17 protein-coding genes and 1 tRNA gene are annotated in these 26,476 nt (G+C 46.0%); 16 read left to right on the plus strand and 2 right to left on the minus strand.

Annotation, left to right across the window (positions count from 1 at the left end):
* Window positions 1-221: 221 nt before the first annotated feature.
* From MYF79_RS17225 to MYF79_RS17260, 8 genes are all read left to right on the plus strand, one after another.
* The gene (locus MYF79_RS17225; RefSeq protein WP_247808890.1) at window positions 222-488 is read left to right on the plus strand and encodes a hypothetical protein; all 267 of its coding nucleotides are present in this window, start codon (window positions 222-224) and stop codon (window positions 486-488) included.
* A gap of 129 nt (window positions 489-617) precedes the next feature.
* The gene (locus MYF79_RS17230) at window positions 618-1,364 is read left to right on the plus strand and encodes a hypothetical protein (protein ID WP_247808891.1); all 747 of its coding nucleotides are present in this window, start codon (window positions 618-620) and stop codon (window positions 1,362-1,364) included.
* A 36-nt stretch (window positions 1,365-1,400) separates the two neighbouring features.
* Window positions 1,401-1,874: a hypothetical protein gene (locus tag MYF79_RS17235; RefSeq protein ID WP_247808892.1), complete on the plus strand. Its 474-nt coding sequence runs from the start codon at window positions 1,401-1,403 to the stop codon at window positions 1,872-1,874.
* 143 nt (window positions 1,875-2,017) lie between these two features.
* The gene (locus MYF79_RS17240) at window positions 2,018-3,361 is read left to right on the plus strand and encodes a hypothetical protein (RefSeq protein WP_247808893.1); all 1,344 of its coding nucleotides are present in this window, start codon (window positions 2,018-2,020) and stop codon (window positions 3,359-3,361) included.
* 1 nt (window position 3,362) lies between these two features.
* A tRNA-OTHER gene (locus MYF79_RS17245) sits at window positions 3,363-3,438 on the plus strand.
* 203 nt (window positions 3,439-3,641) lie between these two features.
* On the plus strand, window positions 3,642-4,559 hold the full coding sequence (locus MYF79_RS17250) for a hypothetical protein (protein ID WP_247808894.1): 918 nt from the start codon (window positions 3,642-3,644) through the stop codon (window positions 4,557-4,559).
* Window positions 4,560-4,848: 289 nt separating this feature from the next.
* On the plus strand, window positions 4,849-5,733 hold the full coding sequence (locus MYF79_RS17255; protein ID WP_247808895.1) for a DUF2911 domain-containing protein: 885 nt from the start codon (window positions 4,849-4,851) through the stop codon (window positions 5,731-5,733).
* Window positions 5,708-6,280, plus strand: coding sequence for a hypothetical protein (locus tag MYF79_RS17260; RefSeq protein WP_247808896.1), 573 nt, complete (start codon window positions 5,708-5,710; stop codon window positions 6,278-6,280). The genes MYF79_RS17255 and MYF79_RS17260 overlap by 26 nt, the downstream gene beginning before the upstream one ends.
* Window positions 6,281-6,423: 143 nt before the next feature.
* Here MYF79_RS17260 and MYF79_RS17265 read toward each other — a convergent pair whose 3' ends face one another.
* Complete coding sequence (locus MYF79_RS17265) at window positions 6,424-6,876, minus strand: hypothetical protein (RefSeq protein ID WP_247808897.1); 453 nt, start codon at window positions 6,874-6,876, stop codon at window positions 6,424-6,426.
* 262 nt (window positions 6,877-7,138) lie between these two features.
* On the opposite strand from MYF79_RS17265, the gene MYF79_RS17270 reads away from it, so the two are divergent.
* From MYF79_RS17270 to MYF79_RS17280, 3 genes are all read left to right on the plus strand, one after another.
* The gene (locus MYF79_RS17270; RefSeq protein ID WP_247808898.1) at window positions 7,139-7,726 is read left to right on the plus strand and encodes a DUF4202 domain-containing protein; all 588 of its coding nucleotides are present in this window, start codon (window positions 7,139-7,141) and stop codon (window positions 7,724-7,726) included.
* Window positions 7,727-7,919: 193 nt separating this feature from the next.
* Window positions 7,920-8,516: a hypothetical protein gene (locus MYF79_RS17275; protein WP_247808899.1), complete on the plus strand. Its 597-nt coding sequence runs from the start codon at window positions 7,920-7,922 to the stop codon at window positions 8,514-8,516.
* 181 nt (window positions 8,517-8,697) lie between these two features.
* Window positions 8,698-11,733: a T9SS type A sorting domain-containing protein gene (locus MYF79_RS17280; protein WP_247808900.1), complete on the plus strand. Its 3,036-nt coding sequence runs from the start codon at window positions 8,698-8,700 to the stop codon at window positions 11,731-11,733.
* 88 nt (window positions 11,734-11,821) lie between these two features.
* Here the strand turns inward: MYF79_RS17280 and MYF79_RS17285 are convergent, their stop codons facing one another.
* Window positions 11,822-12,940, minus strand: a complete 1,119-nt coding sequence (locus tag MYF79_RS17285) for a polysaccharide lyase family 1 protein (protein WP_247808901.1) — start codon at window positions 12,938-12,940, stop codon at window positions 11,822-11,824.
* Window positions 12,941-13,193: 253 nt separating this feature from the next.
* Here MYF79_RS17285 and MYF79_RS17290 point away from each other — a divergent pair, with 253 nt between their 5' ends.
* The 5 genes from MYF79_RS17290 to MYF79_RS17310 all read left to right on the plus strand — a co-directional run bounded on the left by MYF79_RS17290 (window position 13,194) and on the right by MYF79_RS17310 (window position 26,475).
* Entirely contained in the window at window positions 13,194-14,159 is a 966-nt protein-coding gene (locus tag MYF79_RS17290; RefSeq protein ID WP_247808902.1) for a DUF5996 family protein, read from the plus strand.
* A gap of 257 nt (window positions 14,160-14,416) precedes the next feature.
* Window positions 14,417-17,911: a gliding motility-associated C-terminal domain-containing protein gene (locus MYF79_RS17295; protein ID WP_247808903.1), complete on the plus strand. Its 3,495-nt coding sequence runs from the start codon at window positions 14,417-14,419 to the stop codon at window positions 17,909-17,911.
* 92 nt (window positions 17,912-18,003) lie between these two features.
* Window positions 18,004-20,619 (plus strand): hypothetical protein, encoded by a 2,616-nt coding sequence (locus tag MYF79_RS17300; RefSeq protein ID WP_247808904.1) that lies wholly within the window; start codon window positions 18,004-18,006, stop codon window positions 20,617-20,619.
* 799 nt (window positions 20,620-21,418) lie between these two features.
* Complete coding sequence (locus tag MYF79_RS17305; protein WP_247808905.1) at window positions 21,419-24,640, plus strand: SusC/RagA family TonB-linked outer membrane protein; 3,222 nt, start codon at window positions 21,419-21,421, stop codon at window positions 24,638-24,640.
* Between the two features lie 11 nt (window positions 24,641-24,651).
* Entirely contained in the window at window positions 24,652-26,475 is a 1,824-nt protein-coding gene (locus MYF79_RS17310; protein ID WP_247808906.1) for a RagB/SusD family nutrient uptake outer membrane protein, read from the plus strand.
* The last annotated feature ends 1 nt before the right edge of the window (window position 26,476 follow it).

A 26,476-nucleotide genomic window follows, 5' to 3' on the forward strand; every position in this document is an offset into this window, starting at 1 on the left:
CTTAGGTGTGCTAATCATGAATGTATCTTTCAATAGTAACCTAGTAATGTTAAAATATTTTAATATATTACAGGTGCTATTTCCAACAAGTGACTAATCGCCTGGCGCAGGCAATAGCAGATAATTGGTATAAGTCGCTTTGGCTTTCAATTTTCAGCGAAAAGGACTGAGGATTATTTCTGAGCGCTGTAATAAGAACATTAACACTAAAAAACTTAACTATGTTTGCATTGGGAGGTACAGAAATTTTATTGATCTGCGCAATTATTGGCGGCGTGATCGGCTATTTTAGAAGGGTTAAAAATAGAAAGAATGGTGCTCTTATAGGTATTATTCTGGGGATGGTCGGTGCTGTAGTTGTAAACATATTATTGATAACTTTCGTATTTCAGTCATACTTCGCGATACCTGTTTATGCTATTTTGGGCGCCTGGCTTTTTACTTATATCTGGTCCAGGTTCCAAAAGGAGGAAGAACCTGTTAGTTAGATGGGGGCGTAGAATTAACTTTAGAGGTAAATAATTATAAGAGGTAATAACATGCAAGCGCCATCGGGCGTCAAATTTGTTATTAATTTACAATTCTTTATATTTACCCTAACCTTAAAATTCACACCTATGCCTGTATTGTCCCGGTACTGTATTGCAGTTTCCCTGATAGCTGTTACTACCACGACTGCCGCACAATCAAAAGCTGACATTGAATCGCTGGCAGCGACACCCAGAAAAAGCATAAACCTTCCGCTTGATTATGCGATATCACTACCCAGACCTAACGTTGACCAGTGGGATGAAGACTATCATTCCTATGACCATTTTGCTACGCCTTTGGTGAAAAAGACGCAAATTGGTATGTCGTACGAGAACAAGGGTGTCCATATATGGTTTTGCTCTCCGTCTGCCCGGCCGCATGCCGAATTAGACACATCGATGCTCATAGCTGATCCGGCAAAACTGATCGGCACATGGAGGATTGTGTCCAACCGTACGATGAAATTCCAGGATTCCGCCTCATTGAATACATCAGACTTTTCACGGAACAATACACTTGTGAATGAGGATAACAGTGATGATGCGTTCCTGCAAATAAGCGATAGACAATTCCAGCTCTTTGCTAAAGCTGAGGGAAAGAAAGGGTTTAAACGCAAAGCTAATGCACGTTACTTACTGGAAGGTGGCCGCTATTTGCTTGTTTATAAGCTTGCTAAAGCCGGGGCTGCAATATCCCAGGCTGGGATTGACAGAGAAGGGAGACTGGTACTGCATTCGGCGGTTGTAGAGGAGAGAAAGGTACCCAACCATTATATTGTCTATATAGCTGTGGTCAATCAGGCTATTTACGAACGTGTAAACGTACAGCCATGAGCTGATATTATCCATAAGTTGTAATCTATTTAACCCATGAATACTCCCCGACGTATTGAAAATGAAAATTTAAAGGAGAGAAGCACATATTTTTTCCGGCTTCTTATAATGATTGCAGCGATGATCGTGTTTCAATTCTTATTGCCGGTTATCCGACCTCATCGTTTTTCTGGTTCAATCGAGGAATGGATATTGACCTTTATCCTTATTTTGGTTTTGACCGGATATTTCCTGTTCGAGAAAATATTTGTAAGTATAACTTTTGACCCTGATAATAGGAAAGTAACTTTAAAAACGCTCACCGTGATCAATGGCGAGGAAATCAAGGACTATAATTATCCGGACATTTCCTTTAAAGGAGGTGAAGAAGCCGGAGGTTCAAACAAGCAACAGAGAGAATTTATTGAAATTTATAACAAAGGGAATAAGGTGATAAAGCTGAAAAGATTAGGCATTGGGGATTACCCTTTTGATAATCTACTGGCGGAATTGAAGCAGTTGAACAATTGATAGACATGTTCAGCCGTTGAAAAGCAGCGTTGTAAAAAAAGGACCCGCGTATGAATTTAAACCTGGACAAAATGTAGGACTTGTTATTAGGGCAACTATAAATAACGGGATCGTTTGACTACCGCAGTTGTATAGCTGAGGATATGTTATTACTTTTGAATATGGATAATATGCATTTTCTTTACAACTCTCTACAATTGAGGATACGTCCCGAGGACGTAGCTGATGTTATTATGGAGCTGGTGGGAAATGACATGTCAGTTTATGAAAGGGCAATGTTGGAAAAAGCGGCAAAGGGCGCTCTTGCCAGAAGTGTGCATAGTTATACCAGTATGGCTCAATCATTTTCCAGAGCAATAGGAGCTGAAAGGCAGGTAAAGAAGGCAATTGAACTGTTTAAGCTGGATGAACCTGCAAGGGATTATAACATAGTGGATAACATCAAGGAATTTATCGTTACGGTTTCTCCACTAATAGGAAAGAATCCGGCTTATAACGATTTCTCCGCGGATCGCCTGAATAGGGAACAACGCATGTCGCATGGGATCGATCTGTCTAAGCGAAGTTATAATAAGCGTTGGCGCTTATTGAAAAGATTGGAAAACAAACTGGAAAAATTCATACGGGAACTTCGCAAGCATGAATTTCAATTGGTCTCCAAGCACGGACTTGCCCATAGAATTAAGCATGAGGACTTCTTCTCGGATATCAATACTGCCTGTTTTATTGCGTACTACAATGCCCGTTGTAATGTAAGAAGTAAATTTACTTTCCAGGGACAGGACAGGCCGTTTGATGAGATTAGTGAAATGTTGTTAGCCCGCTGTGGTGATAGTGCTAATTGGTGGGCTATCGCACATATTTATACCGCTCAATCGGTATTATTCCACCTTACCGATGAACAAAAAGGTATTTTGCTTGGAGAATGGACTACAATTCTGCAGGACATTGCAGCCCTTCTCCGGGATCTGTGGTCGGAGAACCTCATAAACAAAGCGACAATGATCGTGCGCAGAGGTAATGATTCCTCTACCTGGAACAATACCGCTGGCGCCTGGAACAAGGCAAGAGACAACTGGATCGACCTTATTTTTGCTTTAGGCATGGACGAACTGCTGAACGAAATCTGCTTTGGAAAGGTTATGCGTTTAATGGCGGGAGATCTTGCGTACGGACATACTATGCTTGGTGGTGGTTTAGATCCAAATACATATGTATGGGACGCGCTGCCATTTCCGTGGGAGGTAATAGAAGGGAAAGCCCAATGTACCCGGATCATGATATTCGAAGAGTGTAGAAAAGCAAAGGTGGATCCTGTAAAGAGCGGGTGGATTGCACCCCGTGAAAGGTCTGTGGCCAAATTCACACCAACACCTGAGCTTGTTCATGGAGTGGTGATCAGCAATCCTTTTTTAGCCAGCGTTTTGAAGAAACATAAATATTACTCAGGAAAAAACGCGAAACCGATTAATCCTGAAAAAAACTAGTTCTGGTATAGCTCAGTGGTAGAGCGCCCGGCTCGATTTCCGGGTGGACACAGGTTCGAGCCCTGTTACCAGAACCATTATTATTCTTTTCCTGTGATTGTACCGTTCCCATTGAATGAGGGATACATAGATTTGTTTCAGACAGGTTAAGCATGCCCCAACCTGGAAGCCATTTCTATTCGAAGGGATAATTTATTTGTCCCGACATGTTACTTTTCTTTCATGAATGCTACTACATTCACTCTAGTCCTGACATGTAGTTTAAACCGGTATATAGAATATGAAAAACATAATTACACTTTTATTCGCTGTGTTCCTTTTGAATAATGTACAAGCACAGGAACACATAAGTGCGGAAACAAAACAAGGAATTATAACGCTGGCAAGATTCTATAAAGAGAATAGTTCTTCAGGAAAGGATGCGACAAGGGAGGCGAAGGAAAAAATCAACAGTGAAAAGATCGACTCGCTGGAGCTTGCTAAGCAATTTTTTCTGGCAGTCGTTGATACAGACAAGAGAATACTTTCAGAGAAATATTTGAGCAAGCCAGAACCTGCCACATTAAGAAATATATTCCTTGCTGTAAATGTTAACTGGAACTTGTATGAGGATACCCCTAAGGACAATGATTTTTTGATAGACAGTCTTGCAAACGCGGATATAAGTGACCTTGAAATGTTGAGTACCTACTACGGCACAATTTTCGGATGTCTGACGAACAAAGTTCAGCCCTTCAACCTCAAAAAAATAGATTTCAATTTAAATGAGTATGGGTTAACAGGCGCCACGGAACGTAGCATATTTTTCCTGATGGCAATGGAACGGTTTGGAGCCTTAATCTGGGGGTATATAAACATCCCGAACCCACCTAATTTCCAGGCTGCTGTTGACATAGTCAGGCAATACCCGTCGTTCAATCATCAACCATACTACGAATTTAAAGATCTCGAATTTCCCGACTTTCTTGTGATTACAGATAAAAGGAGACCTAAAGAGAGCTTTAAGCAATATTATATTGGCAAGTATTTGGAAAATCTATATTATTATGCCGGAAGTCTTGAGCAAACAAATCACAGGAACGAGTGCAGAGAAGTGATTTCAAAATCAATTTTAAATGATACCAGCTACCTGAAATATTCGGCGAATCGGACCAACATTTCCGGGTTTATTCAACATATAAATGCCAAACATGACTGATAATTTGTAGTGTAATTGAGAAGTCGAAGCTGCTCGAATTTACGTTTAAGTACCATCCTTGCCTAAGTTTGGAAAAGCGCATACAAAAAGAACCCGCTAACGTTCAAGATAATTTTGAGCGCTTATTAATTTATTGAACCGGCCGTTTTTAATAAGTGATATACATCCATGCCTGTCAGACTACTCACAGGATAATTGTGTATTTGTTTCCTGCTTAAAAAAACGTATACTAGCGAAACATAAGTGCCAGCGACAAGACGCTATAAGATCAAGTTATCAAAAAAATAAAATGAAGACACTTTTAACAATCGTTTTTCTAATAACGGCATGCACTTCCTTTTCCCAGTCAGTCTTTCCGAGTCTAAGCCCCAAGGGGAGGATCGAGCAAACGGTTGGGCTTACAAACATTGCGGTTGACTATGAGCGTCCGGCTGCCCGGGGGCGTAAAGTATTCGGTGAGTTGGTTAAGTATGATAAACTGTGGAGGACGGGAGCAGGAAATTGTACAAAGATCACATTTAGTAAGCCAGTTGTCATCGACAATAAAAAGATAGACAAAGGAACTTATTCAGTCTTTACGATTCCGGGTGCAAATGAATGGACCGTAATATTCAATACAGATACGACATTATATGGAACCGCCCGTTATGACGAAAAGAAAGATCTATTTCGTTTCAAAGTAAAGCCCAAACCGACAAGCCGGTATTATGAGTCATTGACGGTAGACATTGACGTGATACCAAACAATGCCGTTGTTTATATAACATGGGAGAAAACCCAGGTTTCTTTCCCGGTAGAAACAGAAACAGACAAGATGGTGGATATCTTCATACAGCAGAAGTTATTGACAGGCATGTCAAAGGACCCGGATGAGTATGCAGCGGCATCGGAATATTATTTCTACATGGACAAGGAATTGGATCGGGCGCTGATACTTATGGATCGGGCAATTGGAATCAGAAAAGACGCCTGGTACTACAGGCAAAAGCTTGACATTCTGGAGAAGCAAATGAAGTATCAGGAAGCGATTGACTTTGCTAATATTGCTATGTCAATAGACAAGCAGCGAACAGAATGGGATTTGAAAACGAAACAACTAAGTGAAAATGAATACAGGGAGCGGATTGAGTTTTTTAAGAACAAGCTGAATGGAAAAAGAAAATCGATTAAATAGCGAATGCAAAGCGGTGAAATCTAAGAAGCAGTTCGAAATATTACCTTCCTTACCCACATATGGGCCTATGTATATCCCCGTAAGTGAAACAGGCAAACCATTTTATTCAGAGGGATTCCCTGTTCGCTTTTACAGGCGTGACGGGACTGAATGGGTTGCAAACTTTGAACCCGGGTGGACTGATTTAAAACAAGTTATTCAACTCGACAATACGGACCTGCTACTGGTAATTGCCTGCGGTACCTGTTACCTGATGGATCCGGATGATACAAAGCCTGTTGCGGTATTTGGTGTTGGTTATTCTCATATTTTACAAGCAAACGCCAGCAGGTATGTATTACATGACGAAACGCACCTCACTGTCATAGCGGCGGATGGCACACACTGGCGCACGGAAAGGATCTCGTGGGACGGGCTGGCAGACGTTAGGATCGAAAAAAATGTAGTCTCGGGGCTTGCTTTTAGCCCGACTTGTACCTCAGATGAGTGGGTAGCGTTTTCTTATGATCTTGATACAGGAAGTTTGGTAGGAGGGGGGGGTAGGTGAAAGTTTTTCCGTTCCAGACCCGAAGCATCCTTCTGAATGTCTTCATTTTTTTTTCTAAATAAGGAAATAAAAAGTCCGCTGTATTTGTCAGCGGACTTTTCATTAACGTAAAGAATATTATTTTCACCAGGTTAAGGGTTAGTTTACACCTCCTTGACTTCAGCCTCTGCTTCCTCATTTTTTGAAGGAATAACTCCCCAGATCAGCAACCCGATAAGCAGTATCGCAACTACTTTACCTCCATATCTGGTGTAGAAAGGTAATTTATTAAGTTCTTCTTTATTTAGCTTTTGTGATGCTATAATTGCATCCACCTTTTCTTGTGGCAGATCATAAAAGGAATCTGTTTTTTCATCAAAGCAAACCAGTTTAGGCTCATCTATGACGTATAATGGAAGAAAATAGGCAATGTTATATTCCTTATGAAGTGTTGCCAGGTCAATAAAATTGCCGGTTTCTGATTTAAATTCATCAGTGTTAGGTAAGTCGTATACCTTGTTCAACACTTCTCTTTGCCCAAAAGGAATTCTAATGCCAGCAAGAACGGTACTTGAAGAAAATGCAATTAGCAGGGCGATAAAAACTGGACGGATCATGGAAATTAAGCTGATTTAATATTACTTATTTAAGGGTTTAATAGCTCAGACACAGGTCTATAGGGCTAATTTCAAAATAAATATACATCTTTAATTTAAATATGATAAAATAAATGTATTCATTTCGGACTATTGATGGTTATTGCAGGCACTCCGTATGCTAGCGGATTTTACTGCGGTCACCGCGATGAACTTCACTCATGATATATGATATTATCTTTATTATATTTACAGCAATGACATCACTAAATCGTTGGTCTTTATGACAAAAATAGAACAAGCCTTTCGTTTGTTTGATACTTATAATCAACAGGACCCATCCCGGATAATATGGAATGGGGATCAGTATCCATCAGAATATTTTTACGCTATTCAATTGTATGAATGGGTGAACAAACTTAATCCGGAAGCCAGCGAGCCGCTTTTACTTGCTTCGAGGTGCCAGCACATAGGAAGATGGGAGATCGACAGAAAAACATACCCGGATGGTAGAGTAGGCTACCTGACATGGAAAAATGACCTGGCGCATTTCCACGCCCGCAAAGCAACAGAACTATTACAATCTATTGGATATGATGCTGACATCATTGCCCGGGTCAACGAAATTGTATTGAAGAAAAGACTTAAAACGGATGCTGAGGTTCAAACGATGGAGGATGCCCTTTGCCTGGTGTTCCTGTCATTTCAGTATGATGATCTTATAAAGAAGCATACGGAAGAAAAGATGATCGGCATTTTGCAGAAGACATGGGCAAAGATGAGCGAAGCAGGAAGGCAGGTGGCCTTGTCGCTTACTTATAGTGATGCGGGAAAGATGCTTTTGAATAAAGCGCTGCAGGGAGAGGACTAAAAGAATGTTTGCATATCGAACATGTTGTGACGTCAGTCGAGTTCGTTTTGGCATAGAGAATTTCAGCAATGTTGCAGACATACTACTGATAGATAATAAAGTGCGTTATTCAACTAAGGCGTGTATTTGCATGTCTGTTATCTTCTGGCAAGGTTTGACGCAATAACTAAAATCAGTACGCATAAATTAGCAGATGATACTAACAGGTAATGTAGGAAAGTTTACGGTGATGTTGTTGATGAAGTTTCCAGCTTTTAACAGACACTTTGTAATTGTCAATTTAGGAAAAGCTTATAAAATATTTCGCTCTATACCCACGGAAAAACTAAAAAGAACTCCAATAACGACGACGAACATCCTGAGCTTTAAATTTGATATATATGATGCATTTCACCTTTTAAAGGAATACGCTGCACAGATTGACAGGCTGGACATGATAAATAAATGTATTTCAATAAATGTGTGGGATAGTAGGCAAATGAATACTTTAATAAAGACGGTTACGCTTTCACTAACAGAACAGACATTTTTTGAACTGAAAGAACTTTATGACAAAAAAGTGTTTAATGAAAGATTGGGGAATAATTATATGCATTTTATTTCCATCTATCTTCACTCCGATATTAAAAGAAAAGCAAACGGTAATAGAGGAGTTGCAGAGGGTACATTGTTATATTCTTTAAGGTCAGAAAATGATAATAAAGAGAGGCGCTTAAAGTCAAAATTTAGCTTAACAAAACAAGAGGCAATTGCAATTTGTTCGTATGTGAGTTATTGGCAGACAGATTAGTAATACAGAAATATAAAATCAGCTGCATGCCCCGAGTTACTTCCGAAATCGTATCTTTACCCCGAAACCATATTCTTTTAACCCAGTAAACCCATTACCTGATTCCATACCTGTTGATTTACAGTTCAATCTGTAGAAAACCCATCAATACCTCGCATCTTTTCCCACTTAAATACTATATATGAAACACTCTCTATTACTATTTGCATGCCTGCTATGCGCATGCATGCTCAAGGCGGGCGATATTGTCCTGCCGCCGGTATCTGCGTGGATCAAATTTACCAATCCCGTCCGATCCGGCAGCCTCTCCTATGGCATCGAAAACAACCAGAGCGGTGAGGGCTACACGGAAGTGGCCACTGTGGATGGTGTCACCTGCAGAAAGGTTCCCGCAGGGAAATTTATGTATGTACGTTGTGACAGGGCAGCTGTTCCCACCACAGCTAAGAAAGTCATCCTGTCTATCACGTACTACGACAACAGCATGAATTTCGTGTGGCTGAACTACACCCGTTCCGGTAGCGGCTGGGGCGGTGCCGACTTCAAGAAATCCAATACAAAGAAATGGATCACCCGCCTGGTATTCCTGGAAGATGCTGGCCTGGATGGTAGCATGGGGTATGGTGGAGATATCCGCCTCGGCTATGGCTCAGAAGATACTTATATCAAAGACGTCACGGTATACCTCGGATCGCTGAACCCTGATGCGCAGCCTATTCCTGCCAGACCAGACAATCCTGCTTCTGAGTTTGTAGGAAAGTCCTTTGCCGGTTACCAGCTATGGCACGAGGCCGGCCCTAAGCCGGAAGACTGGACGCATTGGGCATACGATAAAGTACCCGCTGCCGGAAGGGGGAATCACAATACAGAAACATTCCCCCAGCTGGCGGATTATGAGGACAATCCGAATGTACCAATGTATGCCTCCAATTTTGCAAATCTAGGCAATGGTAAGCCTGCGAAGCTGTATAATTCCACCGATAAAGGTGTGATAGATGTGCAAATGGCCCTGTTGAAAAGAACTGGTTTTGATGGCGTGGCTATTCAGCGTAATGCACCTGTTGGAAGGAATATGAAATATACCTCCACAGACGACTATTACGTCCATATCAAAAACGCCTGTGAAGCCAACGGCAGGCTGTTCTATGTCATGTATTGTATGCCCGATCAGAACAATGGAGAAGTGAACTCCATTGACCTGGTAGAGGGTATTAAACGTGACTGGGTATACCAGATGGAACAGATCTATGAACTTACTAAATCAGGCGCTTATGCTACCGTGAATGGCAAGCCGGTAGTAGAGCTCTGGGGATTAGGCTATTCCACTATCCTGGTCGATAAAGCGCAGGCACTGGAACTGGCGCAGTTCTTCAAAGACCGTGGTTGTTATGTGATTGCTGGCGTACCGAGGGACTGGCGACTAAGGGACGCCGGTTCCCGTCCCGATTTTGAAGAGGTGTACAAAGCCTATAACATGATCTCTCCCTGGACGGTAGGTGTATACAATGATACAACCGGTGCAGATAATTTCAGGACACAATACCTCATCCCTGACAAACAATATTGCGATCAGAATGGCATGGGATTTTACCCGGTGATATTCCCCGGTAGCGCATGGTCTCAGCATGTATCGGGTTATCCGAATGATACCCGCAGGCTGGGAGGAAAGTTCCTCTGGAAACAGGCCCGTAATATCAAGAGTATCGGTGTGAAGTCGATGTACTATGCTATGTTGGACGAGTTTGAGGAATCGACCAATATCATCAGTTCAGCAGTAGACTATTTTGATATTCCAACAGATCAGTATTTTGGTACGCTTGGCATGGATGGCATCTGGACCTCGTCAGACTATTACCTGCGTCTCGCAGGACAGGCAGCGCGTTTGCTGACCAGTGCAGACACGCCTGCGGATATACCGATCCCTTATTCCCTCGGTCCCATCTATTACAGGAACAGTTTTGAAAGCAGGGTGGCAAATTGTATTATCAATGACGTACCACAGAATATAGTGTCTCCCATTGATGCCTGCTTCTATAAGAACGCCTTGCTATCTTCCGCAGGTGTGAGCAATACAACAGTCACTATTGACAATGCCGCCGCGTTTTCGAAGAGCGGTGTATATACCGTCAGGATCAATGGTACTGCTGCGGGGGCATCTTCCTACTACTATAAAATATCCGAAACAAAGATTGCCGTGAAAGCCAATATGCAGCTGAGTTTCTGGAAGTATACCGTAAATAGTCCCGGCAGGTATACTTCTGTTGACCTGACATTTAAATCGGGTAAGGTATTACGCAACCTGACTGCCTATAAAGACAACAATGGTAACGCTATGCACCCGAATGTGGGCCGTGGCACTGTAGGCGGCTGGGAGAAATTTTCCTGCCAGATCGGTAAGGGAGAACTGATCGGAGACGAGATCACCGGTATCAGCATCGCTTACGACAATCCGGCTCTGAATGGCAATTTTACCGCTTATTTTGATGATATTATCATTGAGGACGCCCTGGATACTACTATTGCGAATCCACCATCACCGGCGCCAATAGGCAGTACTATTTACCTGTATAATGATACACTGCTGGTATGTTCGGAAAACGGAACGCAGGCCATGAACTGCAACCGTGCAGCTCTGGGACCGTGGGAGAAGTTTATAGTGGTGGATGCCGGGAACAACACCGTTGCTCTGAAAGGAAGCAATGGGCTTTATGTTACTGCTGCCAGCCCTATGTACTGCACGGGCACCACGTTCGATAGCACTACAAGATTTAAATGGGTTGGTCTGAGCAGCAATACGGTTGCCTTCCAGAGCCTGAGAGGGCAGTATATCTGTTCCGAGAATGGTACAAAGCCAATGAACTGCAATCGTGCAGCTATCGGTGGATGGGAGACCTTCAGATGGGGCACTACATCCGCCGCCAGAGTAGCGGCTATGCAGGTACTGCTGGCTGAGAACAAGCCCCTAAAAGCAAGCCTGAAGATATATCCCAACCCTGCCAGGGAACAGGTAACGTTGTACTACCAGTTGCCCCTGGCAACAGAAGCAGTAATAGAGATCTATCAGTCTAACGGAACCCTGGTAAAGACACTGAAGCAACATATCGCAGCAGGTGAACAACGTATAGCGGTAGCTACAGGTGATCTGACGCCCGGTGTTTATCTGGTGAAAACTATAGCCAATACAAAGATTGAGACGAAGAAGTTAGTCGTGGAATAGCCCTTCTTACGGTGGTTTTGAAGACAGGGATACAGCCCGGCTGTATCCCTGCTTTTATTTAAACTGAGCTTCAGGGACCTTTCTGCAACTATAGGGATGAGCAGCTGTTACCCGCTAAAGTGGCTCCGGCGCCTTTGTGCCCTGTTACAGTTGATTTTACAATTGCCGTATCGAGTATGGGAATGGTATAAGGAGGAACGAATGCGGTCACGCCATTGCCTGAAGTCGTACCTGATGTGTTGTTGAAAGCATTGCCTCTCAGTTGCACCGCACTGGAAGTCTTATCCATCAGGTCGATTGGGTTCTTCACGTTCTCAAAAACGTTGGACTCTATCAACAGGTTCGCTTCAAAACCCGCCTGGATGCAGCTCTTGCTGTCGGTACTGCTGAAGTAGTTGTTGACAATGTGTACCTGTCCAAAACGCACCCGTGGCATTCTGGCAACACAGCCCTGTGCCCACCAGCATCTTACAAAAGTGATGCGGAAATGGCCTCTGTCGGCCGTGGCGCCGTCGCTGGAGCCGATCAGGTCTGAAAACCTGTGGTCGTCAGAACCGCCGGGACCACCAGCTTTTGGTGCCTTTAAGTAAGTGAATTTACAATTAGAGACAGTGATATAGTCGGATGTGTTCTTAATGTCAAAGTTGCCATCCAATCCATCTCTGAATTCGCAATGGTCTACCCATATGTTGGTACATGCATCCAGTGTGGCATTATCCCAGCCATCCACATCATATGCGCCCGGACCATCAAAAATGAGGTTGCGGATAATGATGTTTTTACATCTCTTTACATAGATAATGCCTGACTTGTCCTTGGTTTGATCAGTCGATGCTAAAGTAGCACCGGGACTGCCAAAGATGGTTTTGCCTGCCTGGTCCTGGAAGGAGATCCGGCCTCCTGATGGGATGGTAATGGTGCCGTTCACCTGTATTACCTTAATGCCTGTATTTTGAATAGCGGCTTTTAATGCATCATATGTAGAAACAACGGTAGGTTTTGCCGTGTCTCCACCGGTAGTGCCTCCATTCACAGATGCCCATGCCTGTGCTGTGCATGTTGCAGCAACAGCTACTACATCGCTTGTCGCGGCGGCAGTATCGGTATTTGCTATGCTGGTGTCTTTTGTTTCGTTTTTGTTACAAGCAGCAAAAATAAATGTCATTAAAACAGTTATCCCTGCATTGCGCAAAGAATTGGTTCTCATGGATACTTGGTTTTTCTTTTAAATGTTCACTTGATTAATTGTTCACTGTCAGGTGAAGGGTCCTTGAAGTTATTTTGAGTTGTATGGTGCTCATTGTTCGGCTACAAATGTACAAATAAAATGATATAACGGAAATTGATTATTACTTAGCTTGTAAGCATCTGAATTACTTCTTCAGGTAAACAAGGTGTTACTGATTATTTTGGTAAATTACCACGGAAACATTGCTCTCTTCATTTCCAAATAGTTAGTTATGCAAGATGCTGCTTTAAAACAAGACACATGGCCGGTGTTGAAATATGAAGAACTGAAAGACACCCTGGCAGCGGTTCATCTGTGGACGCAGATAGTGGGGAAGATCCGTCTCAGGAAGATGCCCTGGTTAAACCATTCCTGGCATGTTACATTATATGTTACGCCATCCGGCCTTAGCACGGGCAGTATGCCTTACGAGCATGGTATTTTCCAGATCGATTTTGATTTCCATCTTCACCAGTTAATAATTACAACGAGTACGGGCAAACGGGAAACCGTTGACCTCCGGTCCCGGACCACCGCAGATTTTTATAGAGAGGTATTTGAAAAACTGAATGCATCAGGCATAGACGTTACAATCTATACTACTCCGAGTGAAATGGAAAACGCTGTTCCTTTCGAAGATGATGATGTAGCCCGTGCCTACGATGGAAAAAAAATGACAGATTACTGGCAGGCACTTGTCAGGGTACATAATGTGTTTACCCGTTTCAGATCCCGCTTTACCGGTAAATGCAGCCCTGTGCACTTCTTCTGGGGAGCCTTTGACCTGGCTGTTACCAGGTTCTCAGGCCGGGATGCACCGCCACACACCGGACAGGCGCCTAATATGCCGGCGGATGTCATGAAAGAGGCATATTCTAAGGAAGTAAGCTCCTGCGGATTCTGGCCCGGTAGCGAACAATTTCCGCATGTCGTTTTCTACGCCTATTGTTATCCGGTTAACGAGGCATTCGGCCAACAGCCCGTGAAGCCGGAAGGGGCTTTCTATAGTAAAGAAATGGGAGAGTTCTTCCTGTATTACAACACCATTCAGCAGGCAGCAGATCCGGAAGAAGCCTTATTGTCCTTTCTGCAATCTACCTATGAAGCAGCCGCTAATACCGGCAATTGGGACCGCAGGGCGCTGGAATGCGATCTTTCCCGGTTTGAAGAAGAATACGGCTGTTTCAGGACTTTATAAGTTGAAGGTGAATGTTTAACCACGGATATACGGGTATCAGTATGTCCGTGGCAGCCCTGTACACAGTGACGCCGGGATGGTTTGGTAAGTAGCACGTTTGTGTTATAATATGAGGCCTGTTGGGCCTTGTCAGGGGGTATTTAATGTTATTTTATCTGCAGAACCCGCTTTCTGTATTATATTCCAAATAAATATATGTATTTTTCGGGCAGGTAGTATAAAAAGGTATTGCCTATATATCCCGAATATCGATTAACATGAAACCTACAACAGGTGTATTACTCCTGCTAATTACCATATCTTGTTTTTGTGTTCTTACTCCAACAAAGGCCGCCACATTCATCGTCACTTCGAATGCGGACAGCGGACCAGGAACCTTAAGAGATGCAATCACTAAAGCGAATAGTAACGGTACTGCCGTAAAAGACTATATCTATTTTAATTTGCCCGGCTCACTGCCCGGCGATGTAACGATCACGCTCCTTACTGATCTGCCAGGGCTAACCGGCAATATTGCTGTTGATGCTTCCACACAGGCTGCCCCCTTATTAGGCGCCAGCGGGGCCAGGGTGATCCTGTACCGCCAGGTAACCGGTACGCCGGCATCTTATTATGCCCTGCGGGTGGATAATGCACAGCAGGTAGAGATATATGCATTAGCCATCAAGAATACACTGAATGCCGCCATAGAAGGGCATGGTATTGAACTGACAGGTACCTGTTCGGATATCATCATTGGCGCATCAGGGAAAGGAAATATTATCAACGGTTATAAATACGGCATCTTTGGCGATTCAGGGAACTTCAATCCGAAGACTATCAGCAACCTGGTAATACAAAGCAATATCATTGGTTATGAAGAAGATGGTATGACGGCAACTGCTCAGTTGTCCACTTATCAGCCTATCCTGCTTACTCATCTGAACGGTGTGACACTGGGTGGTAATCTGCCTGGCCTGGGAAATGTGATCATGGGGAATTATTATGGCATCGGACTGAATATCGCAGGTGGTGATGTTGTAGCCTCTTTTAATAAGATCGGTACTGATATAAATGGGACCGGTACCATGCCCTTTAATATTTTCACAGGAGAGCTGCTGGGCGTCTATGGCAACACCAGCGGAACTGTATTGATCACCGACAACCAGGTAGCTGGTGTCAGTATTCAGGGTATTGGTTTATTTGGTTTACAGACGGGCACTTTTAGAATACTACGCAATAAGATAGGAACAGAAGTAACGGGCCAGAGTGTATTGGGACAGCGCTCTTCCGGTATACTGATCAGGGACTGTAACCAGGGTATGATAGGCGGATCCTTGTCAGATAAGAATATCATCGCCGGTTGTTATGACGCACCTGTCAGTGTGATCAGTTCTTATCGTGTGACGGTCTCCCAGAACGAGATGTTCTGTAACAATGCTACTTCCCTGAATGCAACGCCTGCAAACAGCATTCAGCTGGCCAACTGGAATCCTGCGGATGGGAGGGCGGTACCCTTTGTGCATGTCACGGCCTGTACTGCCAGTACTTTAAGCGGGATCGCTACACCTAATGCAAAAATGGAGGCTTTCGTACCCTACAGATGTAGCGCAGGGCAGAAGTGTGATGGCCGTAACTATATAGAGACTTTCTTTGCCGGCGCGGATGGTAAATGGACATATGCCCTGAAAGGCAGGGATGGTGTGATTCTATCTGCTACCGATGCGGCAGGTGCTACCTCTGATTATAGTAATCCTGTATGGGCCAATGATATTGATGCGAATATTGTCCATACTGCCTGCGGCAAAACTACCGGTAGTATCAAAAACAAATTACTTTATAATGCTACGCCTTTCCATTGGGAGGACGATGCAGGCAATACAGTAGGGACAGATACTTCACTCGCCAATGTACCTGCCGGTAAATACAGGCTGGTGATGTACGGTGGCGGATGCAACAAGCCAGAGTGTGTCGTATATTCTCCCTTTTTTGAAGTAAAAGATCAGACGCCGCTTGTAACAACAACTGCAACAACAACGATAGTGCCAGCCACCTGCGGCGCAAACAATGGACGCATCAGCGGATTGCAGATACAGGGAATCAATCTGAAGTTCGCATGGCGTAATGCCGCCAACGTGGTAGTCGGTGCAGGACCTGCCCTGAGCAACCTGGCGCCGGACAGTTATACATTGACCATTACCGATACCGTGAACGGATGCACGGCTACTGGCGGACCTTTTGTGATAAAAGGAGTTACTGCTCCGGTACTGGATCTCAGCGGAGCCATAGTAAAAGATGCGATCTGTAGTTTGCCCAATGGTAGCATCACCGGATTGAAAGTGACCGGCACCGGGGTGATTACATATACCTGGAAAGACGCTGCTCAGCAGGTAGTAGGAAATGCTCCCGACCTGCTCAACAGGCCGGCAGGTGTATACACCTTGTCGTTTACAGATGAATCTAATTGCCCTGCTTCCCCTTCAGCACCTTTTACCATAACAGCACCTGGTCTGATCGCCATCAACCAGGGCAATGTAACGATCAAAGAGGCTTCCTGCGCTGCCGATGACGGAGGCGTGACCGGCCTGCAGGCTACCAATGCGGAGACCGTACGCTGGGTAGATCAGAATAACGTGACGGTAGGCAGCAGCCTGGATCTGACCAATATGCCGGCGGGTACTTATACCTTACAGATCAGTAATACCATAGGATGTAGTGCAACTGCTACTTTCACTGTTCCAAAGCACAAGCCGCTGCCGATGAACGTTGCGCAGATCAATACACAAAACCCCGTCTGCAACCAGCAGAACGGTAGTATAACCGGTCTTGTTGTTGTCGGCGGAACGCCTGCCACTTACAAATGGTTCGACCAGACAGGCGCGCTGATCAGTCAGAATAAAGACCTTACAAATGTCGGTGATGGCAATTACAGGCTGTATATCACAGATATCGAGCAATGTGAACAGCTGGTTACCACTGTCAACCTGAAAACGCCGGATCTGCCGGTGATAGATGATAAATCAGCTTATGTGATAGATGATGTGTGCAACACTACATCTGGTGTGATCACCGGTATCAGCGTAGCAGGCAAACAGCCGATAAGCTATGCATGGCTGAACGAAGACAGTGCAGTCGTGTCCTCTTCCGTGAGAGCGGATGGCTTGCCGGGAGGCGATTATACCCTGCAGGTTACCGATGGTTATGGATGTATCGTCTATAGTCGCCCTTTCCCTGTATTGGCGGTAGACATCCTGTTGCTGGCCCCTGCTGCCAAAGATGTGACCATCATGAAAGGAATGACGGCCGAGATCAAAGTGAACGATAAGCGCATTGGTATCTACACATTGTTCAAACCCGGTACCGAATGGTCTGCAAGCAATGATACAGGCCTGTTCCGGATCGATGGTATTACGGAAACGACGACATTCGGCATGAATTACCAGTTTGGGGATTGTGTAAGTCCAACCACCATGCTGAAGGTGCATGTGATAGATGCTATCAAGGTAGTAGCGCCAACAGCTTTTTCTCCAAATGGCGATGGGCACAACGATATATTCAAGCCTAAAGGATATGGCGTGGCTTCCTACAATGTTTTTTCCGTCATTGACCGCTGGGGAAATGTGGTGTTCACTACCAAAAATATTGATGCCGGATGGGATGGTACTTTCCGCGGTAAGAAGGTAGAAGCGGGTGGTTACGTATGGATGATACAGGGGATTGACATCCTGGGGCAGCCTGTTCAGGCGAAGGGCGCCGTACTTGTTGTCTATTAAGCAAAAGAGTAAAAAAATAACTGTAAGATTGCGCAATACAACTTAATATTGTTTTTTGCTTAAGTATGTATCGATCGTTCCTTACTCTAGTTTTGTTACTCATTTTAAATACCATAGGACAGGCACAATCTTATTTATCCTATGGCCTGGCGTTTAATGGACATGAGGCCCTTGCCGAGAAAAGGACCGCGTTTGAAATTGCCGGTGCTGAACCGCTCTGTTTTTCCGGTACTGTACGTCTCGAATTTGATCTGAACTTTGTATCCTACAATCATATCTATTTCGGTTACATACTTCGTATTGTTAATGACAATCAGAATATTGACCTGATCTACGATCAGAAGACTTCCCTTTTCCGGGTTATTTCCGGTCAGCATTTTTTCAATATCTCTTTCTCCTGCGATGCCTACAAATTGTACAATGAATGGAATCATGTGTCCGTTACGATGGATCTGAAAAAGCAGCAGATCTCATTCGCAGTAAACAATAAAAACGTTGGCAGCCGCGCCTTCTCATTCAAAGGGAACTGTTTTAAATTCCTCTATGGAGCAAATGATGATGAAAGATTTCATACCAGGGATATTCCGCCCATGCGTATCAAAGATATCCGGATCTTTCATGACGACGAGCTGACCTGTCACTGGCCGCTGGCCGAAGTAACTGATACGCTCTGTTATGACGATATCCGGCGGGAGCCCGCAAAGGTCAAGAATGGTGTATGGCTGAAACCAGGACATCAGTACTGGAAAACGATCGGTTCTTTCCAGGTGAACGGGAATGCCGTAGTCGCATTTGATCAGCGGAACGAACAGTTGCTGATCACCGGCATCGATTCTGTTATCACTTACAATCTGCGTCAGCAACAGCATGCGAGAACCGCAGTCGCGGCGCCGCAGCAGAACATCCTGGTAGGATGCCAGGGTATTTATGATACGCTCAGCAGCCAGTTGTATAATGTTTATATTGATCATCGGAAAGTGGCTGTGTATAGCCCGGAACATCCGCAGTGGACCACTACTTTTCCCGACACGATACTGACGGAATTCTGGCATGCCAATAAATTCATTTCTCCCCTGGATTCCGCCTTGTACATCATCGGCGGATATGGGCAACTGAAATATAAGAACCAGGTACAGCGATATCAACCCCGCAGCGGTCAATGGCAGATATTGTCTACAGGCGGCAGCTTTTTCCCGCCGCGTTACCTGGCAGGTTTAGGAATGAACAATACCGGCGATACGGCTTTCATTATCGGCGGCTACGGTAGCATGACAGGCGATCAGATGCTGGACCCCCGCGGATATTATGACCTCTTTGCTTTTGATGTACGTAGCCGGACCTTCAGCAAACGCTTTAGCCTGGACTCGGTGTATGGCAGTTTCACTTTTGCCAATAGCCTGGTGATCGATGCTAAAAGACGACAATATTACGGGCTGGTATTTTCAAAAGATAGTTTTAATTCCCGCCTTCAGCTGATACACGGCTCACTTGATAAGCCGGTATACAAGCTGACAGGTACACCTATCCCTTATTCTTTTTATGATGTGCAGTCATTTGCGGACCTCTATTATGCTCCCGGCGTTGGTAAGCTGATTGCGGTGACCTTGTTGTACGATGACCAGGAACTACGGCAGCGGAAAACGACTGTGAATGTCTATACCATCGATTTCCCACCGCTGGACCTTGATGCTCAGGAAGAGACGATCACCAGGGGAACAGGATTTCCTGGTAAATGGCTCATTTTCATACTCCTGTTTTTGCCGGCTGCCATAGGCGCTTTATGGTGGAGACGCAGCAGGCTGAATGTAAAAAGGAAGCAGGATGCTGACGCTGCCGATGAGGGTAAACAGGCCGGAATAGCATCTCCGGCAGAGCGGCCTGCCATCAAAGAACCACCGGCCGGGGCGCTGCCTTCCTCCGAAAGCTTTGTCATTCAACCGGAGGTAGAGGAGCAGATTGTGATAGAGGAGCAACCCGAAAGGCCCAGGTCCAGCATACGCCTTTTCGGCCCTTTCCAGGCATTTAATGCGGAGGGGGAAGAGTTGACAGGACTGTTCACTCCCTTGATGAAAGAGCTCCTGCTTCTGATCCTGATCTACACCGTGAGGACCGGGCAGGGCATTACCGCCGATGAACTGAATGAGATACTCTGGAATGGTAAATCGGCCAAAGACGCCAAGAATAACAGATCGGTCAACCTGGCCAAACTGAAAACCATCCTGGAACGGATCGGGAATTGCATGGTCAATAAGAAGTCGGTATACTGGCAGTTTCAATACACCGAAGACCGGTTTTATCTTGATTATGAACACTTTGTTGGCCTGACTAAAAGAAAGGCGCCGGCAGACCGGTCCTTTATGGCCGATCTGCTGAAAGTGGTAGAAACGGGGGCCTTCCTGGCCAAGACGGAATATGACTGGCTGGATGACATCAAGGCCGAAGTGAGCAATGCCGTTATTGACCTCAGCCTGGGATACCTGAAAGAAGATAACCATGCCGGAGACGACCCGGAATTTGTGATAAGAATAACGAATGCCGTCTTTCTATTTGACCGCCTGAACGAAGAGGCGCTCGAGTATAAATGTAAGAGCCTCATACAGTTGAAACGCCATTCATTGGCGAATAACACCTACGAAAAGTTCGTAAAAGACTATAGGGACATTTACGGGGAGGAGTTTTACAAGTCGTTTAATGACCTGATCAGGTAGTCTCTGGTCCCACCTGGTATTCGCTTGGTATTCGGTGTGACTGTCCTGCCGATTCCTACCTATAAGCACTACAGTCCTACATTTCACCTACTATTCTATAGCGTTCGCTATAGAACAGTGCCTAAAATGCTATAGCAGAGAGCCGGTAGGTAGGAGGTTCCATCGAATCTGTACCGAATCTCCACCGGGCTACAAACACAGCAACCCCTATCGGGGTTGTATTGTATTTGTTGTTTATTCCCGTTGTTAATACCCGGTTACGGGTTGCGCCTAATCGCCGTTTGTCGTCCGTTCCCGGGGTTGCCACCCGTTCCCGGGGGTGTCACCCCGGGCTACAAACACAGCAACCCCTATCGGGGTTGTATTGTATTTGTTGTTTATTCCCGTTGTTAATACCCGGTTACGGGTTGCGCCTAATCGCCGTTTGTCGTCCGTTCCCGGGGTTGCCACCCGTTCCCGGGGGTGTCACCCCGGGCTACAAACACAGCAACCCCTATCGGGGTTGTATTGTATTTTGTTGTTTATTTTGTCTCTAACCGGAGCTTTTTTTAATGAAAATTACCCGTTAATACCCCCGTTAACCCTTTTGTTAAGCCTTTTTTAATCTTCCGGATAGTTAATTACACCCGGTTGCTACGGTCTGATTACCAGTTCTCTTTGAGGGGGAACCTTAATCATCTATGTCATGTCTCTGTATCCCCGGATCAGCATTAAAAGTATTTGAATCGCATAAAGAGTTTATTCCTGTTATGAAATCAGAGATCTACAGACCTCCTTATTAAAAGCAAAGCTTGCAAATATGAAAAGATCCACGTATGACGCATGCGTCCATGTTATGAAGAACAGGGGCGGAAAGTCCTTGTTGTTACAATTGCTGTTTATTGGGGCCATCATCCTTTCGGGGGGTGAAAAGGGCACAGCGCAAAAGAGGGATAGTGCCGGAACGGCCAGGACCATCACAGGGCAGGTGGTCGATTCGGCCAATGGAAATGTATTGGAAGGAGTAACTATCGGTATTGCCGGCACGCAATCGGGCGCTATTTCCGACAGGGAAGGCCGTTTTGCCGTCAGGGTGCCGGATGGTTCGCCGGTATCTCTATACGTACGCCTCGTCGGCTACCGGGAACTGCGAATTCCCTATAATGGCCCGGGGAACGTATTGGTTCGCCTGCCATCTACTACGGCCGGCCTTAACCAGGTGATCGTGACGGGGTATGGCACCCAGCGAAAGGCAACGGTGACCGGCGCCGTTTCGGTGATCAGGGCCAGTGAACTGGTGGTGACAAAAAACGAAAATGTCATCAATATGATGACCGGGAAACTGCCAGGCCTGCGCGTAGTGCAGAAAAGCAGTGAGCCGGGGGCTTATGACAATGTGTTCGACATCCGCGGGATGGGCAATCCCCTGGTGGTCATTGACGGGGTGCCGCGGAGCAGCGGCGACCTGTCCAGGATGGACCCGAATGAGATTGAGAGTATTTCTATCCTGAAGGATGCTTCTGCCGCCGTTTATGGTGTGCGTGCAGCCAACGGGGTGATACTGGTGACCAGCAAAAAAGGTACTCGCAGCCAGACGGGTAAGTTTGACATTACCTATGCGGTGAACCAGAGCTGGCAGCAGTTCCTGAATGTGTCGCAGGGAGTGGATGCGCTACAGTATATGATGCTCAAGAACGAGAAACAGAAACGCGACTTTGGCAATAACTTCTATAACCAGATGCCGCCTTCTTTCTCAGACGCCGATATGGAACTGTACCGGAATGGTACATTAAAATCGTCCGACTGGGTAGGCGCTACCATGAAGGAGTTTGCGCCCGAAATACAACATACCCTGAGCGTAAACGGTGGCAATGACAAAGCCAATTACTTCTTTAACCTGGGCTATTTCAACCAGGATGGTCTGTTCCGCAGCGGAGATATGAACTATGACCGCTGGAACTTCCGCTCCAATATCAATGCTAAGATCACAGACCGGCTGCGGGCACAGTTGCTGCTATCCGGTTATACCGATACCAAAAATCAGCCGGGGGGCAGAGGTATTTGGGAGATGTTCAAATATACCTGGAACCAACTGCCGACCGACCAGATCTATGCGAACAATAATCCCCGGTATCCGCATGTGATGCCCGACAACGCCAATCCGGTGATCATGACGGACGCTGACTATGTGGGCAAACAGGCATTTAAGAACAGGAACTTCCAGGGGCAACTGGCCCTGGAATACGATATACCCGCCATTGAAGGACTGATGGCCAGGGGAATGTATAACTACGGCTTTAATATCGTGGACAATACCATGGTGAAGAAGTCCTATATGCTCTTCGAATACGACCGGCAGAATGATAAATATATCGGGACAATGGTCAATGCTCCATCCACCGTTAACCGCACTTATGGCAATAATACATCTACACTTTACCAGTTATCACTGAACTATACACGGAAATTCGGTGGCAGGCATAATGTGACCGGTCTGTTACTGTACGAAGAAAGTCATGCTACGGCCGATAATTTTTATGCACAACGGGAATTCTCCCTTGGACTGCCATACCTGTTTGCCGGTGACGCCAATAACCAGTTGGGTAGCATGGATGGCAATGGTTTATGGGAGACGGTGAATAAGGGTATCGTAGGTAAAGTGAATTACGATTTTAAGGGCAAATACCTGCTTGATTTCAGCTTTAGGTACGACGGATCCAGTAAGTTCAAACCAGGGGCGCAATGGGGCTTTTTCCCGGCAATATCGGCTGGCTGGCGATTGACAGAGGAACATTTCTTCCAGGGATTAGTGTCTCCCAATATCCTGAGCAACCTGAAACTGCGCGGGTCTTATGGTAAGACCGGCGACGACGGCGCTACCGGCTTCCAGTATATATCCGGGTATAACTATCCTGCCCCCGGTTATTTCTTCGGAGGCAATTATGTGAACGGGATGGCCTCGCGGGGTGTAGTGAATCCAGACCTGACCTGGTATACCGCCAAAACACTCAATTTGGGTATCGACTTTGACCTCTTAAAGGGAATGATCGGTGGCTCGGTGGATTATTTCATCCGGAACAGGGACGGCCTGCTGGCTACCAGGACCACCACGCTGCCTGGCACTGTAGGCACCAACCTGCCACAGGAGAACCTGAACAGCGACCGGACCAGGGGTATTGAAGTGGTACTGACACATCGTAATACCATCGGCGATTTCAGCTATCATATCAGCGCGAACGTATCTTCTACACGGACCATGCTGCGTGAGGTACAGCAGACCCGCGCCGGCAACTCTTATGAGAACTGGAAGAACTCCCAGCAGAACCGCTACACCAATATCTGGTGGGGAAAACAATATGGCGGGCAATTTACTTCCTACGACCAGATCTACCATTACAACGTGAATACCGGCGGTGGTAACCAGAACATTGTCCCGGGCGATTACTACTACCAGGACTGGAATAATGATGGCGTAATAGATGGTAAGGACGAATCGCCGATCGCTGTCAGGGACCTGCCGCTGATCAATTTCGGAATGACCCTTGGCGCGGCATGGAAGGGCTTTGATTTTAACATGCTGTTGCAGGGGGCTACCGATTTCTATGTGCAGTATGCCGAGCAGATGGCAGAGCCCCTGATGTATGGCCGTAGTGCGCTCACACAGTTCCTGGACAGGTGGCATACGGCTGATCCCAATGCAGATGTATTTGACCCGAATACCGTGTGGATACCCGGTAAATATCCTGCCATGGGCTCACCGGTGGCAGAAGGTACCAAAGCTGTGCAGGACGCCACTTACCTGAGGATTAAAAGCCTCGAAATAGGATATACGATTCCCCGGAAACTGCTTAGCCATATCGGTGTCAGCAATTGCAGGGCCTATGTCAACAGTTATAACCTGGCCACTTTTACGGGGCTGAAGAACAGTGATCCCGAACATCCCGGCAGTGTAGCCAATGGGGCGGACTGGAACTATTCCCAGGGTGGATATAAGTATCCTATGAACAGAACATTCAGTGTAGGCGCCAGTATCACTTTTTAAACTGCAACAACATGAAGCACAAGCTATATATAAGCATCATCACTATACTGGCGGTATTGTTACAGCCATCCTGTAAAGACCTGGACATCGATCCGCTGAATGTGATCCAGGACAAGGACGTTTTCGCTACAGAAGCGGGGATAAAAGGTTATCTGGCCACGATATACCGCGCCCTGCCCATAGAAGATTTTTACTATCGCCAGGAAGGTTCCGGGTTTAACCGCCAATGGGAACACTTTTATCATCCCGGTGCTCTTTGCGGGGAACTGGTCGGGCCTTATGGCAGTACCTACGACGGGGCCGGTGGCTTTGGCTACTGGCCTTATGGCGATATCCGCACGGTCAATTACTTTATCGAGAACCTGCCCGTTTTCAGTACAGGTTTCTCGCAGGAGCAGATCGATGCCTGGTTGGGCGAGGCCTATTTCTGCAGGGCCTATTTCTATTTTGCGCTGGCTAAGCGCTATGGTGGTATTCCCATTATCAGGAAGGTACAACACTATCCGGAGCAAAGCCTGGAAGAGCTGCAGGTACACCGGGACAAGGAAGTGGATGTCTGGAATTTCATTGGCGATGACCTCGACAGCGCCTACAATAAAATGCCGGCCGTCAGTGAAAGAGGGCGTGCTAACCGTTATGTGGCTGCTGCCCTGAAGTCTAGGGCAATGCTGTATGCAGGTAGTATCGCGAAATATGGCTCGGAGAACTTTGTAGCCGGTGATGCCCGCGATCAGGGATATGCCGGTATCCCGGCGGCTGCAGCGGCAGGATTCTTCCAGAAAGCATGGGATGCGGCAAAGCTGCTGGAAGGGCATTATAGTTTATACCGTAAAAAGACAGATAAGGAACTGAATTATGCAGACCTTTTCCTGGACAAGGAAAGTACCGAAAATATCCTGGTAAGGGATTACTCGCTGACCACCGGTACTGCCCATAGCTGGGATGCTACTATGACCTGCCGTTTCATGACTGCGGACGGCCTTTCCCGCGCCTATCCGACCCTGGAGCTGGTAGAGCGTTTTACCGGACAATTGCCGATCGTGAACGCCGACGGTACGCCCCGCCGTTTCGATAATACCAGTCAGCTGGCGCAGGGACTGGAACCCCGCCTGCTGGCAACCATCTATTTCCCCGGTGCTACACTAAGAGGTAAACAATTCGATATGCAACGTGGCATCTATGAGCATTTTAGCGGTAGCGCTGCTGACGAATTAGGGCAGAACCCTCCGAACCGGCCATTCAGGCACCTGGCAGGTAAGACGGAAACCCTGTTCAACGGCATGCGTATTATCGGTTTTACCGGTATCAGTACTGACAATGATGACCTGACCCGCACTGGTTTCTATGTACGGAAATACATTGATTATAATCGCGCGCAATCCCAATGCGGACTGTATATGAGCACCCAGAGCTGGATAGACCTGCGTTATGCGGAGGTACTGCTGAACAGGGCAGAAGCGGCTGCAGAACTGAACAATATGGCCGATGCCCGGAATGTGATCAATGATATCAGGGACCGTGCAGGCGCTCCGCTGTTAACAGGGGCTTTTACAATAGACACCGTACGCAACGAGCGCTGTAAAGAGCTGGCCTTCGAAAAACAATACTGGTGGGACCTGAGAAGATGGCGCATAGCCGACAAAATGCTGGATAACACGAAGTACCATGCCCTGATGCCATACTATGTTGCAGATGAACAAAAGTACATCTTCCTCCGGGAGCCGGAACCCTTCCAGCGTTCCTACAACTTCGAGAAGAAGTTTTACTATGAACCTATTCCAGGGGGAGAGCTGGGCAAGAACCCGAACCTGTATCCCAATAACCCTAACCACTAAT

Origin of the sequence: Chitinophaga filiformis, from assembly GCF_023100805.1 — a bacterium.
GTDB classification, from domain to species: Bacteria; Bacteroidota; Bacteroidia; order Chitinophagales; family Chitinophagaceae; genus Chitinophaga; species Chitinophaga filiformis_B.